Raw genomic sequence first — 14,020 nt, forward strand, 5'->3', positions numbered from 1 at the left:
TAGAGTAGTGCAACGCAACAAAAAACTCAACTACAACAATTAGGGTCGGAGTCGAATTAAATTCGATTCTATCACTCTAAAAATTTAATAGGGACATAGTCAAAGCAATTTCAATAAAAGCGCGGAAAGGAACCATTTTTTGCTTTAAATGCGAATGCTTTTCAATTGGCGGCCGCGTCGGCCACGATTTTGCGGGGACGGCCCCGCTTGGCAGGCAGCACTTGCCGCTGCATTTTCTGCTCCAGCGCCTGCTTGAAAGCGTCGGAACCCAGCGGCCAGCCCTTCAATACAGCCTGTTCCACCACTTTCACCTGGCTGCTGCCCAGGCCTTGCTCGAACAGGCGCAGATACGCCGCCTCGCGGTCGAACGGCGTATTGCCCAGCGCCCAGTACAGCGCATGGTCGGTGATAACGGGATCGGGACGCACGCCCGCATGGTGGGCATAGCTGGACCAGCTGTAATCGAGCGCCTGGCCCGCCAGGCCCGTTTGCACGGGCACGCATTCCAGGTAGCGGCAGCACGTGAGGAAGAAATTGTCGGGATCGATGACGGAAGTTTTGTAGCGTCCCTGCCACAAGGCGCCTTCGCGGCCGTATTTCTGGTTGAAATACGGCACGTAATAGCGACCCAGCCACTGCATCAGCTGCCCCAGGCCCGTCGCATCGGCCGGCGTAGCCAGTAAATGTAGCTGATCAGGCAATAAAACATAGGCGTGAATGGCCACCTTGAACATTTTCGCCCCCGTTTTCAGCCAGGACAGGAATTGCGCGTAGTCCGCCGCGTCCTGGAACACGGGCTGGCGGTTGCTGCCGCGCTGAATCACGTAATGGGGCAGTGCTGGAATGATGAGGCGGGGCAAACGGGCCATGGCAGAATCGGTAAAAAGAAGGCTAAGGCCTTGATTTTACACACTTGCGAGCGCAAGGTACGACTCTGACCCTGTTTTATTTTAAATGCGGAAAAAAGCCGTTGACTCTGTCCCTTTTATTGCGCCGGCCACTTGCGGGCGGCGCAACAAGGTCATCAGGACAGGTTGAAACTGGCCGACAGGCTGTAGCCTTCGCCATACGCGCTGCGCAGCGGCAAGTCCTGGCCCAGGCCCGTCTTGGCTTTCTTACGCAAACGATACACGAGCATGTCGACCCGGCGGCCCGCATCGGGATCTTCGCCGCCCATGCCGGCCACGATGACGTCGCGCGGCACGGGACGGGTATTAATGGTGAGCAGGTGCAGGAAGTTGAATTCCTTTTCCGTCAAGGCGATGACGGCGCCCATCAACTCAAGTTGGCGAGCACTTACTTTCAACGTCCACTTGCCCGGCTCGGGTACGGGATCTTGCGGCCCCACGCGGCGGTCGAGCGCTTCGATGTGCGCCGCCAGTTCGGGGAATTTGATCGGCTTGGTCAGATAGTGGTCGGCACCCAGGCGCAAGCCCAGGATGCGGCTGTCGAAGGCGACACGCCCCGTCAGCACCAGCACGCCGATTTGCGGATATAGCTGGCGCATGCGGGGGATGACGTTGAAGCCGTCTTCATCGGGCAAACCCAGGTCCAGTACGACCACGCCGACATTGCCATGGCTCAACGCCGTCCACATACCGCCAGCAGAGCTGGTGATATGGACTTCGTGTTCGAGCTCAACGAGGAACTCCGCCATGTCTTCGGCGTAGTCGAGATTGTCTTCGACGATCAGTATTTTCGTCATTGCTACGCCATTCTTCCGTTAGTGAGCACACCGAGGGCAAACCATGCCATGCACTTCTACACCATGATGGACGGCACAATAGGTTTACGTCAAGGAATTATCACGGTTGCCTTCAGCGGAAGCAAGGCTTTTCCTTGTCTAGACAGGAAGCGGCAGCCAAATGCGGAAAAGTGCCCCGCCTTCGGGCAGATTATGCCCCTGCAAACTCCCGCCATGCACGTCCACCACGGCGCGCGCCATGTACAGGCCCAGGCCCGCGCCCGGATGCGTGGCATTAGTTCCACGGAAACCTTTTTCGAACAATTGCGCCAATTCTTCTTCCCGCAAGCCGGGCCCCGCATCGCGCACGCACAGCGCCACGCCGCCCTCGGGCACCAGCCTGGCCGACAAGGTGATGACGCTGCCCGGCGGGCTGAACTTGACGGCGTTGTCCAACAATATTTTCAGGCACAGGGCCATGCCGGGCACGTCGCAACGCAACCTGGCCGGCAAGTCTTCGTCGAGTTCCAGCTGCACGCGGTGGCTGACAGGCACGGTGGCGGCCGCCTGCTGCAGCAAGGCCAGCGGCGCGATGCCGTCGGCGGCCCGCTCGCGGCCGATGGCCGCCATGCGTTCGGGCGACAAATAGTCGTCGATCATGCCCAACAAACGGTCGACGGCCGTCTGGATTTTCACGTAGCGCTTGCGCGTGGCCTCGTCCGCCTCGGTGGACGTCGAAACGAGACGCTGGATGGCGCCGTCGATGGTGGCCAGCGGCGTGCGGAATTCGTGCGACAGCATCGAGGCGAAGCGCTTCTGCTCCTTTTCCCGCTCGGCTTCCTGCGCCTGCGCAGCGCTGACGTCGCGCAAGGTACCCGCCAGGGTCACGCCCCGCCCTGCCGCCGCGGGCACGATGGTGGAATGGATTTCCAGGGCCAGCAGGTGGCCGTCGGCGTGCGGCAATTCCACTTCGCGCAACAGGGTCAAACGGCTGGCGTCACCGTCGCGCCAGCGCTGCAGCCGGGCCGGCACGTCCGCCGCCAGCTGCGCCGCATGCGCGCGCAAGGCGGGCACGTCGTGGCCCGTCAGGCGCTGCGCGGCGGGGCTGATATAGATCAATTCGAGGGTGGCGGCATCGAGCAGGAAGGCCGCGTCGCGGCCGTGTTCGGCCAGCAGGCGGAATTGCGCTTCGCCCGCCCGCGCGCGCAGCAGGGCGCGGCGCAACTGGACGAAGCGCAGCGCCATGAGGATAGCGCCGGCCAGCAGCAATACAAGAAAGGGCAGGAAGGGCAGCATGCGTTATACTTGGCAAGAAAGAATCGCCAAGTATAAGCGTGCGGCACCGTTAATCTTCCAGCGGGGCGAAAATCTGCTGCAAGTCTTCCTGCGTGAGGGCCATCTTCTGCGATTCGCCTTCGGCCAGGATCGATTGCGCCAGCTCCGATTTCTTTTGCTGCAGCAGCTGGATTTTTTCTTCCAGGGTACCCTTCGCGATCAATTTGTAGACGAATACGGGCTTGTCCTGGCCGATGCGCCAGGCGCGGTCCGTGGCCTGGTTTTCCGCCGCCGGATTCCACCACGGATCGTAGTGGATGACCGTGTCGGCCGCCGTCAGGTTCAGGCCCACGCCGCCCGCCTTCAGGCTGATCAGGAAGATCGGCACGGCGCCCTGCTGGAAGGCCGCCACTTGCGCGCCCCGGTCCTTCGTTTCGCCCGTCAGCAAGGCGTAGGGGATGTCGCGCGATTCCAGTTCTTCCTCGATCAATTCCAGCATGCTGGTAAATTGCGAGAAAACGAGAATCTTGCGCCCTTCGTCGAGCAAGTCTTCCACCATTTGCATCAAGTCGAGCAGCTTGGCCGAACCGGCCGACTGTTTCTTCGCCGGCAAAGATTTCACGAGGCGGGGGTCGCAGCACACTTGCCGCAGTTTCAGCAGCGCTTCGAGGATGACGATCTGGCTGCGCGCCACGCCCTTCTTGTCGATTTCTTCGCGTACTTTTTGATCCATCGCAAGACGCACGGTTTCATACAGGTCGCGTTGCGGCCCCGTCAATTCCACCTTGCGCACCATTTCCGTCTTCGGCGGCAGCTCTTTGGCCACATTGTCCTTCGTGCGGCGCAGCAGGAAAGGCTTGATGCGGCGATTCAAGAGCATGCGGCGCAACGGATCATCCTGGCGCTCGATCGGATGGCGGAACTGGGTGTTGAACGTCTTTTCGTCGCCAAGCAAGCCCGGCAGCAGGAAGTGGAATTGCGACCACAGCTCGCCCAGGTGATTTTCCAGCGGCGTGCCGGACAGGCACAGGCGGTGGCGCGCGCGCAGCAGGCCCGCGCTTTGCGCCGCCTTGCTGCGCGTATTCTTGATGTAGTGCGATTCGTCGAGGATGACGAGGTGGAAATCGTGCTCGCGCAAGGTTTCCTCATCGCGCGGCAACAGGGCGTAGGTGGTCAGCACCAGATCGCATTGGTCGATCTGGTCGAATTGCTGGGCGCGGTCCTTGCCTTGCAGCAGCAATACCTTCAGGCCGGGCGCAAATTTTGCCGCCTCGTCCTGCCAGTTGCCCATCAAACTCGTCGGTGCAATCACCAGCGCCGGATGCGTCAAACGGCCCGCCTCCTTTTCCACCAGGATATGCGCCAGGGTTTGCACGGTCTTGCCGAGGCCCATGTCATCGGCCAGGATGCCCGCCAGGTCGTGGTCGCGCAGGAATTGCATCCACGCCAGGCCATCGGCCTGGTAGTCGCGCAGGGTCGCCTGCAGGCCGGCTGGTGCCGCCACTTTTTGCACGGCGCCGAACTGGCTCAGCTTGCGGCCCATGGCGCGCAGCTGCTCGCCGCCCGTCCACTGCATGTCCAGGCCGCGCGCCAGCTCTTCCAGGCGCGCCGCGTCCAGGGTCGACATGCGCACGGCATGTTTGATCTTGTCGCTGAAATACAGTTCCCCCAGCGTGTTCAGGATGGGACGCACGCGGCCCCACGGCAGGGCCACGCGCGTGCCGTCCGACAAGGTCGCCAGCATCTGGTCATCGTCCGCATGGGCCTCGATGACTTTCGGGTTGAAATCGTTGGGCGCATTGCGGATCAGCTGCACCAGCACGGGCAGCAGCGGCACGCGCTCGTGGTTGACGACGATGCCCAGTTCCAGCTCGAACCAGGCGTTGCCGCTGTCCGGGTCCTGGTCGTCGATTTCCGCGTACCAGTCGCCCACGTCGCTCACGTCGTAGCGGTACTTGGCCGTCTTTTCCACGATCCAGCCCTGCGCCAGCAAGGCGTCGATGCCGGACTCGGCAAAACGCAGCCATTCCGCCTGGGAAGGCAGTTGCAAGGCGCCCTTCAAGCCGCTCAAGGGGGCCGAGCCCGGCTTCTTGAATTGCAGCTCGGCCAACGTCGCCAGCGCGCGCGCTTCATCGACCGTGTTTCTCTGGATAATTTCCGTCACGTCGCCCACTTGCCGCACCACGCGCTGCGACGGGTCGAACGAGACTCTTTCGCCATCGTAGTCGTAGGACAGCACAGCGAAGTCGCTCCAGCGCTGCGCGCCGCCATCGGCCAGCATGGCGCTATCGAGCAGCAAGACCGGCTGCGCCGGCACGTCCTTGCGCAAGCGCTGCGGCAACGGCTGCGGCAGCGGCATCAAATGCTGCAAGCCCTGCGCCAGCAGCAATTGCGACACGCGCACCTTGTCGTTCGCGTTCAGGGGCGGCGCCTGCGCCACCAGCGCCTGCAAGTCGGCCAGGGAAATGTCGGAGCCACCCTGGTTCAGTTCCAGCACGCCGCACGACAGGTTGTCGATGTACCACGGCGGATCGGTGGGCAGCATGTAGTCGATCTGGTCGGCGCCATGGTGCTTCGCGCCTTCCGGCGGGTCCACTTGCCAGCCCAGGCGCATGGTCTTGCCTTCGTCGCGCCAGAACAGGCGCGCGGGACGCACGGGACCTTCCTTCAACGGGTACACGAGGCCATTGCCGACGTCGGCCCAGGAATTGGCCCACAACAATTTATCCTGCTCGGCCAGCATTTTCAGCAGGGCCGCGCCCACCTTGCCCTTCGGCTCCGTGGCGCTGCCCGTCTGCGAATTCTGCCCGCTGCGCATGGCCACGAAGAAACGCACGAGGTCTTCGTCGGCTGGCGTCAAAAACGTGGGGGGCGCCGACAGCAGGGAAAAGATTTCGCTGATGGGGGACGCCGCCGCCACGTCGCCATTCGGCCGCAGCCGCGCCTTGTACAGGCACAGGGCCACGTGGCGGCCACCGCTGGTGGGCGCCAGCACGTAGATCAGTCGATGCTGGTTGAGTTTGGGGTCCGGTTCGGCAATGCTCAGCACGGCTTTCGGATGGGCGGCTGCCTCCACCCGCTGCAGCCAGGTGGCGACGGCATACGGCAAAGGCGCTCCCGGCGCGCTGGCCGGGGCAACTGGGGTTTCACTGGTTTCGTCGCGGGTAAAATCCATGGGGCGCATTTTTGTGTAAAGGTCGTATCCAAATCGGCAACAGGCAATATTATCCGCCATACAGCCGTTGCTGGCTTGATTCACACACGCTCTTTGAGCAGTTTTAATGCGCGATGCCTAAAAAATAAGTATTTAATACGACACTTGGGACCCGCAGACGGCAAAAAAGGCCCGTCATGGGCCTTTTTTGCCGCCGTTGGCCCGCTTGTCAGGCCGGCACAGTTTCTTCTTCTGCCACGTTGGCGGCTTCGACGAGCGGAGCGGTGCTCGTATCGGCCGGCGTAAAGTTGCGCAAAAACAAGAAGAACTGGCCCATCATCTGCGTCCACAGTTGCAGATTGATATTCAGGTACTCGCGGCTGACGCCGCCGGCGACCAGCACATCCATTTCCAGCACGACGAAATCGCCATGCTGGGCCACGCGGGCAAAACGCTTGCTGCGGTGCCATTCGGCCAGCAAGCCGGCCGGCAAGTCGCCGCCCTGCACGCGCAGCGGGCAGCTCAGGGTCAGGTCCGCATACTGGCCAGGCGATGCTTCATTGCCCCACAGCACCTGAAAGCCGATGCCATGACTGGCGCTGTGCAGGCGCACGACGCCGTCGTGTTCGATGCTGGTGACGGCGCAGCCGGCCGCCTTGATGGCCTCGGCCGTTTGTTCCGCATTCAGGGTGGTCAGCAAGCTATTCGTGTTTTCCATCGTCATTCCATTCATTTCGAAAAGTAAAATTATTGGGGGGCCGGCGCAGGGGCGGCCGGCGTTGCTGCCGCTTCGGTTTGACGCGCATCAAAGCGCCCCTGGTACAGCTGGTCGCCGTACTGCTGGGCAATCTGTTCGAGTTTCACCCGGCTTTGCGCGGCGAACGGCTGGCGTGCCTTCATGACGTCCAGCACATCGAGCCCTTCATACGCTTGCAGGATTTCCTGCCCGGCCGCATACAGCTGGGCATTCTTGCTTTCGCAGCGCGCCAGGGCGCCCCGCTGGGACGCCACTTCGCCGTCGAGGCGCACACGCTCCGCTTCCAGCTGCTTGCCCGTAGCGGCCAGCTGTTCGCTGGCCTGGCGGTACTGCGCCAGGCCGGCGCTTGCCTCTTGCGCGGCAGCGGCGCTGCGCTGTTGCTGCTCGCCCAGTTTTTCCCGTTGCGCGCGCTCCTGCGCCAGTTGCGACTGGCTGCGCGCCAGTTCCTTTTTCAAGCCATCGCTGGCAGGCGCGGCGACGGGCGCCGCCTTGGCGGCAGGCACGCCCTTGGCTTTCAGCAATTCCAGCTCGCCGCGCGTCTGCTGCAGTTGCGCCGTGACATTGCGCAACTCGGCGCGCAGGCGCTCTTCCATGCTCTGGCCCTTCTGTCCCTGCGCCTGGGCCGTGCCGGCGGCCAGCAAGCTCAGCAACAGTAAAGGCACGCGCATTTTGTTGGATATCAACATCATGGCTCCTTAAAAACGCGCGTTCAATTCGATTTGCAGGGTATCGATCGACAGTGCCGAACCGAACACTTCGCGGCTCGACGTCCAGCGGCCGTTCAACCAGGTATTCTTGTCGAGCGCATACGCGCCGCCCAGGTAGTAGCCGCGCGCATTCGTGCCGCCCAGGTGGAAGGTGGAATCGTTGTAGGCGTCAGGCAAGGCATCCGGTTCGATGCGCTTGTAGCCCAGCAAAACGTTCCAGTCGCCGCGCGCCGCCGGGTTCGCCTTGCCCAGGGTCGCCTGCAGCATGTAGGCATTGCCGCCGCTCCGGAAATCGGCTTGCGACACGCCGCCCGTGCCGCCGAAATTGTTCATGATGCCGCCCTTGGCGCGCGCCCACATTTCGCTCTTGTCGTAGGCCATGTTGCGCACATAATCGCCTTCGATGCGCAAGTCCGTGCCGCCGGCCACCTTGCTATCCCAGCGCGCATTCAGGTTGGCCAGGCGGAATTTCGACGCCAGGCCCACGAATTGCGGCTGCGGCGTGTTCGCCGGGTCCAGCGGGTTCAGGGCGATATTGCGCAACAGCATCAAACTGTTACCCTTTTGCATGCTCGACGGACGCGACCAGTCCGTGTTGCAGCCATCGGCGCCCGCGTACAGCGCGCACGGCTGCGAATATTCGCCGCTGATGTTGCGGAAGTTGTAGTAAGCCAGCGCGCCGCGCAATTGGTGGTCGCTGTTGATCTTCCACGACGCGCCCACTTGCGCGCCCAGCAGCCATTTGTTTTCGCTGGACATTTTTGCCTGGCTGCGGCTAGGCGCATTGTCGGACGAATACTCGAGCGGAATCAGGCCCAGGGTACCGAACACGGTGACGTCCTTGCTGTCGCCCACCGGTTGCTGCACCTTGGCGGCGATGCCGTCGAAATTGAGTTCGCTGGAAAACAGTTCGTCGCCGGAGACGAACGGGTTATCGAAACGGCCCGCCGTCAGTTTCAGCCAGGAAGCGGGCTGGTAAGACAGCCAGGCCTGGTCCAGCCAGATGTTTTTCTTGCCCAGGCCGCCGCCGAGGGTTTGCGTGGTGGATACCGGGCTGTCGTCATTGCCGCTGGCCAGGCGGATGCCCGCTTGCGTGCTGTCGGAAATGTCGGCCAGGATGCCCAGGCGCGCGCGGGCGCGCAGCAAGTGCTTGCGGTCTTCGCGCGTGTTCAGCAGCGCCGGCAGGGCCAGGTTGGTATTCGAATTGACGTCGTAGCCGCTGCCGCTGTTGAGCGAGCGCCAGTCGATCTCGATATTGCTGTTGGCCATGTCGTAATAGCGCGATTCGTAGCGCGCGCGCACGTCGCCTTCCAGGCGGATGCGCTTGGTCCAGGCCGGCGTTTCATTCGGCGCCGCCCAGCCGCCCGCCTTCGCTTCGGCCAGCACTTGCCCCTTGATCTCGTCGCGGATCTGCTCGCGCACGGTTTGCGAAATATACGGCACGCGCACGTCGCCCGGCTGTACCTGCGCCAGGGCCGCCGGTGCGGCGGCAGGGCGGGCTTGCGCTGCGGCCAGCGCTTCGCTCTGCGCCTGCGCCAGCAGCGCTTCGCCGGCATCCTTGTTCAGGGCGCCGCTCTGGATCAGGCCGCGGATCAGTTTGACCATGGTGCTGTCGGCCGGTGCTTGCGCTTGCACGGCGCCTGCCGCCACGCTCAGGGCCAGGGCAGCGAGCGCCAGCGGAAGGCGGCGCAGGCGCTGTGGGGAAGAAAATAAGGAATTCATTGTTTCTCTCGAAAAAAATTAATATGAATTGGGGGCGCTATGGCCGGCGGCCTTTAATGGAAACGCGGGCCGGGAAACGCAGGGACGCCGGCGGCCGCTCGTCGGCGCGGAAGTCGCGCACCATGGCCAGCACTTGCTCGTCCGTCTGCGCATTGCCCGTGCCTTGCACCAGCTGCACTTTCGTCGTCCTGCCTTCCGTATCGAGCCACAGGTCGACGCGGATGTCGGCAAACGCCAGCTGGCGCGTGCGCGGATCGCGGGCAAAGGCCAGCTGCAGCGCGTTGGCGACATAGCGGCCATACGATCCCGCGCCGAGTCCGCCGCCACCGCCGCCGCCCGTCATGCCGCCACCGCGTCCGGCCTGGATGCCGAAGGCGTCGCTGCCGGCCTGCGCCGCGCCGTCGATGGTGACGGGGTCGCCCTTGTCCGGCGACGGGCTTTCCGGCGCGTCATCCATGGGCTTGTCGGCCGGCGTCGGTTCCGGCTCCGACACTTCCGGCACCACCTTGTCGGGCGTCGGTTCCGGCAGTTTTTCCGGTTCCGGCGGCGGTGGCGGCGGAGGGGGCAGCATCAGCATCGGCGGGGCCGCCACTTCGCGCTTGGTCGCGGCCGTGTCCGACAGCAAATACCAGACCAGCGCGGCCAGCGCACCGGCCAGCAGCGCGCCGCCGGCCACACCGCCCCAGCGGCGCCACCACTGCGCCGCACCCGACGGTTCGGAGGCGGCCATCTTCATCATGTCGTCACGCTTCACCTTGCGCTCCTCATGCCGGCTTGCCGGTCACCAGGCCCACCTGGTTCAGGTCTATGCGGCGCAGCAAGTCCAGCACTTCGACCACTTTTGCGTATTGCACGGCGGCATCACCGCGCACGATCACGGGGAAGTCGGGCGTGAGGGCCTTTTCCGTGCGCAAGCGCTCTTCCAGCTCGGGCAAGGTGACGGGATAGGCGTCGAGGAAGACCTGGCCCGCGTTGTCGATGGTGATGGCCTTGGTCTTCGGTTTTTCCAGCGCCATGGCCGAACTGGCCTTGGGCAGGTCGACCTTGATGCCGGGAATGCTGGCATTGCTGGTCAGGATGAAGATCACCAGCACCACCAGCAGCACGTCGACGAAGGGCGTGATGTTGATGCCGCCGCTACGCTTGCGGGGGGTAAACTTGGCGGAGGTGGCCATGGTTATGCGCCCCTCACGCCTGTTGCAGCACGGGACGCATCTGGCGTCCATCGCCCTGCTCTTCAGCCAGACGCGTGGCGAATTCGTCGACGAAGACGGCCATATCGGCGACGATGGCGTCAGAACGCGACGACAGCCAGTTGTAGCCGAACAGGGCGGGAATCGCCACGCCCAGGCCCGCAGCCGTACACAACAGCGCCGCCGCCATGCCCGGCGCCACCGAGTTGATGTCCACGGCGCCGGCCATGGCCGCCACGACGAACACCAGCATGATGCCGATCACGGTGCCGAACAGGCCGACGTACGGCGCGCCTTCGATGGTGGTCGAGAGCCAGATCATGCGTTTCGACATGCGCTCGCTTTCGCGCACCATCACGCCATCCATGGCGGCGCGGATGGCGCCGATCGTCGCGTTCGACACGGCGTTCAGGTCGTAGCCGCGGTCGTGGCGGCGGCGCATCTCGTCGATGGCCACGTCATACAGGCGCCACAGCGAGGAATCCGTCTTCACGGAAGTGCTCAGCTTGCCGTTGCGCGCCAGGTGGTCCAGCGGCGCGCCGGCCGCTTCGTGGAACGACTGCATGAATTGCGCATTGGCGCGCGAGATGGCGCCATAGCTGCGGCCCTTGCCGATCATGATGATCCACGACAAGACCATCATCAGGCCCAGCACGCCGACGACGATCCACGCGTCGAGCGGCATGGCGGCGATGATGAAGCCGAAATGGCTCTTGCCGGCCTGCTGTTCGTCGGCGCCAAACACGGCCAGGCGCGATTCGGAACCTTGCGAGACGGCGTCGGCCAGCAGCAGGGCGTCGGGACGGGCCGTGCGCGACAGGCGCAGCTCGTCGATGGCACCCGTGAAGTTGTTCAGGGTGGCGGTGCCGGAAGCGACCGGCGCCGCATCGGCGCCCACCGACGCGGCGCTGGTGAAGGCTGGCAGCGCGGTGGCCAGCGACACGGCCGGACGGCCGCCCACGTACAGGGCCACGTTGGCTTTATCGGCTTTCACAGCCAGGTGCGACCATTGCGCGGCCTGGATCGGTTGGCCGGGCTTGCTGCGCTGGCCATTCACCTGCACGAAAGGCACGCCCTGGTCGATGCCGATCAGCAATTCGTTGGCGCCGTCGCGGCGCGCATACAGCACTTGCTGCGGGCCCAGGTTATCGGGACGCACCCAGGCGGAAAAGGTGAAGGGCGCGCCGGCGGCCAGCGCCAGCGAAGGCGAGGCAGGCAGCATCAGCGGTGCCGTACCCAGGCGGGCGCCGGCGCCGATGACGGAACCGTCCAGCGCCGGCACGGCGGTCTGGGCATGATTGCCGTAGGCGGTGCTGTCGCGCGAAGGCACGCCAGGCTCGGTGAAGTGGTACACGAGGCTGTAATCGGGGTCGAAGGTGCGCTGGCCGTTGCCGGAAGCGGGCGCCTTCGGATTGCCGTAGTACATCCACAGCTGCTGCGGCGTGCCGGCCGTCAGGGCCGGTACGTCGACCCAGATCAGGGCGATGCCCAGGAGCGGGTTGAACTGTTCGATCTGGTGGTTCAGCACCGTCTTGTCGTCGCCCGCCACGAAGCGCAGGTCGGCGCCGTTGTCGCTGACGCCTTCGAAGTTGAAGTTACCAGAATGCAAGCGCAGCAGCACGGGAATGCGGCCGGGATCGCCGCCCACGGCGCCCGCCTTCGGGCCGGCGTCGACGGTGACGGGTTTGCGGTAAGCCCAGTCGGGCTGCCACCAGGCATGCGCCAGGCCGGGAACGAGCGTGCCCAGGATCGTGAGCAGGAAAAGAAAACGTTGCATGACAGTGATTCTCCGAAGAAAAGTCTAAAAAAGTGCAGTGCTGGTGAGCTGGCCCGTCAGTAGCTGGCCGACAGGTTGAAATTGATGCGGCGCACGTGTTTGTGCGTGCGCGGGCCATCGCGCAGCGGGTAAGCGAAATCGATGCGGCCATTCAGGTAGCGCAGGAACTGGAAGCTGCTGCCCACGCCCACGGAGGCCAGGCCGAACAGGTCTTTCTGCTCGATCATCGGATCGCGCAGGCGCAGGCGCGCGCCATCGGCAAAGGCAAACAGGCGCCAGTTTTCCAGGCGGCTGAAGTACGTCAGCTGGGGCGTGCGCCATTCGACGGTGCCGGAAATGCCGTAGTCGCCCGTCGCTTCGGCCGACAGGTAGCCGCGCACGGAATTGGCGCCGCCGGCGGCCATCTGCTCGCCCGACACGAGCGCCGCGTCGGCCAGCTGGCCCGACATGCGCCCGTGCAGCTGCGCACCGCTGCCCAGGGTGTAGGTGGCATTGGCGTCGCCCTTCAGCACGAGGAAACTGGGAGACGCCTTGTAGCGCTTGTTGTCGTAGGCGGCGCTGTTGCTGCCATAGCCGAACGCGGCGCGCGTGCCGGCCACCAGCGACAGGCCCAGGCCGTACGTCGCCGCATCCGTCTGCGCAAAGCCGTTGTAGGCCACGCTGAGCGGCACGTATTTCAGCGGAATATTGCTGCCCGTGCCATTGAGCTTCAAGGCTTCCTGGTTATCCTTGAAATCGATGCCGGCAGAAAAGCTGTGCCACCAGATGCCGCTGTTGGGCACCGTGTAGTTGACTTTCATGCCCAGCGCGTGGCCCTTGCCCAGCACGCTGGTGCCGCCCGTGCTGGCCACGTTGCTGTTCGACTGGTAGCCGGTCGCTTCCACGCTCCAGCCCTGCGTGCCGATCGGCGCCACGTACGAGGCGGACCACACCTTGGTCTGGTTCAGGTCGCCCGGCGTGCCGAAAAAGCTGATGGTGGCGCTATGCCCCATCTGCCACAGGTTGTCGTGACCGACCGACATGCTGCTGCGCAACTTCTTGGTATCGGCGCTGTAATCGTTGTTCAAGCCGATGCTGGCGCGCCACGGGCTGCTGTCCTCGACTTTCAAGTCCACGTCCATGGTGCCGGGCAGGCTGCCCTGCTTGACCAGCGGCATCACCTGGCGCTTCGGACCGCGGTTCAGGGCCGTCAGCTCCACTTGCGCCTGCGTAAAGTCGGGCACCTTGCCTTCCGTCAGGGCCGGTACTTGCTGGCGCACGTCGAGCGGCGAGTTGTATTGCGCGCCGACGACGCGCAAGCGTCCCACCTTCGTTTCGCTCACCTGCAGCACCACCACGCCCTGCTCCACCTGCTGCTCCGGCAAGTCCACGTAGACGGACTGGTAGCCGCGGGCTTGATATGCCGCAACGAGGGCGTCGCGCGCCCCTTCCACATCCTTCAGGGTGCGGCCCGGCCCCAGGAAGGGCGTCACCGCCTCTTCGATGGCACGCGCATCGAGCACGGTATTGCCGCGTACCAGGTATTCCTCGATCGTCACCTGCCGTTCCGGCGCGGCCACGGGAGCGGCCGCCGGGACCGCGTCCTGCGCGCGCGCCATGCCGGGCAGCGCCAGCATGGCCAGGCACAGCATCGTCAAGGCGGTTGCAGGCGCCGCTGGCGGCACGCCCCTGCCCTTGGTTGTCATTTCACGCATCTTCCATTCACCTTAAAATCAAACGGTTGCCCTGTGTTGCGGCGCTGGGCCGGCGTA

At 64.1% G+C, this 14,020-nt stretch carries 11 protein-coding genes; all 11 read right to left on the reverse strand.

Features of this window, described 5'->3' with window-relative positions; genetic code table 11:
- Positions 1 to 161 precede the first annotated feature (161 nt).
- The gene (locus OX460_RS27560; protein ID WP_099666073.1) at positions 162 to 869 is read right to left on the reverse strand and encodes a transposase; all 708 of its coding nucleotides are present in this window, start codon (positions 867 to 869) and stop codon (positions 162 to 164) included.
- Between the two features lie 155 nt (positions 870 to 1,024).
- Complete coding sequence (locus OX460_RS27565) at positions 1,025 to 1,705, reverse strand: response regulator transcription factor (RefSeq protein ID WP_034753797.1); 681 nt, start codon at positions 1,703 to 1,705, stop codon at positions 1,025 to 1,027.
- A gap of 138 nt (positions 1,706 to 1,843) precedes the next feature.
- A complete protein-coding gene (locus tag OX460_RS27570) occupies positions 1,844 to 2,980 on the reverse strand; it encodes a HAMP domain-containing sensor histidine kinase (RefSeq protein ID WP_289900553.1) in 1,137 nt (378 codons plus the stop codon).
- A 49-nt stretch (positions 2,981 to 3,029) separates the two neighbouring features.
- Positions 3,030 to 6,134, reverse strand: coding sequence for a DEAD/DEAH box helicase (locus tag OX460_RS27575; protein WP_251351534.1), 3,105 nt, complete (start codon positions 6,132 to 6,134; stop codon positions 3,030 to 3,032).
- 208 nt (positions 6,135 to 6,342) lie between these two features.
- Positions 6,343 to 6,831, reverse strand: coding sequence for a YbjN domain-containing protein (locus OX460_RS27580; RefSeq protein WP_230523257.1), 489 nt, complete (start codon positions 6,829 to 6,831; stop codon positions 6,343 to 6,345).
- Positions 6,832 to 6,860: 29 nt separating this feature from the next.
- Positions 6,861 to 7,559: a hypothetical protein gene (locus tag OX460_RS27585; protein ID WP_289900554.1), complete on the reverse strand. Its 699-nt coding sequence runs from the start codon at positions 7,557 to 7,559 to the stop codon at positions 6,861 to 6,863.
- Between the two features lie 6 nt (positions 7,560 to 7,565).
- Complete coding sequence (locus tag OX460_RS27590; RefSeq protein ID WP_289900555.1) at positions 7,566 to 9,299, reverse strand: putative porin; 1,734 nt, start codon at positions 9,297 to 9,299, stop codon at positions 7,566 to 7,568.
- Positions 9,300 to 9,336: 37 nt separating this feature from the next.
- Entirely contained in the window at positions 9,337 to 10,053 is a 717-nt protein-coding gene (locus OX460_RS27595; RefSeq protein WP_289900556.1) for an energy transducer TonB, read from the reverse strand.
- Between the two features lie 10 nt (positions 10,054 to 10,063).
- On the reverse strand, positions 10,064 to 10,474 hold the full coding sequence (locus tag OX460_RS27600) for a biopolymer transporter ExbD (protein WP_034753784.1): 411 nt from the start codon (positions 10,472 to 10,474) through the stop codon (positions 10,064 to 10,066).
- 13 nt (positions 10,475 to 10,487) lie between these two features.
- Entirely contained in the window at positions 10,488 to 12,269 is a 1,782-nt protein-coding gene (locus tag OX460_RS27605; protein WP_289900557.1) for a MotA/TolQ/ExbB proton channel family protein, read from the reverse strand.
- 56 nt (positions 12,270 to 12,325) lie between these two features.
- On the reverse strand, positions 12,326 to 13,963 hold the full coding sequence (locus OX460_RS27610) for a ShlB/FhaC/HecB family hemolysin secretion/activation protein (protein ID WP_289900558.1): 1,638 nt from the start codon (positions 13,961 to 13,963) through the stop codon (positions 12,326 to 12,328).
- Positions 13,964 to 14,020 lie beyond the last annotated feature (57 nt).

This window comes from Janthinobacterium sp. SUN033, assembly GCF_030397595.1.
Taxonomy (GTDB): Bacteria; Pseudomonadota; Gammaproteobacteria; order Burkholderiales; family Burkholderiaceae_D; genus Janthinobacterium; species Janthinobacterium kumbetense.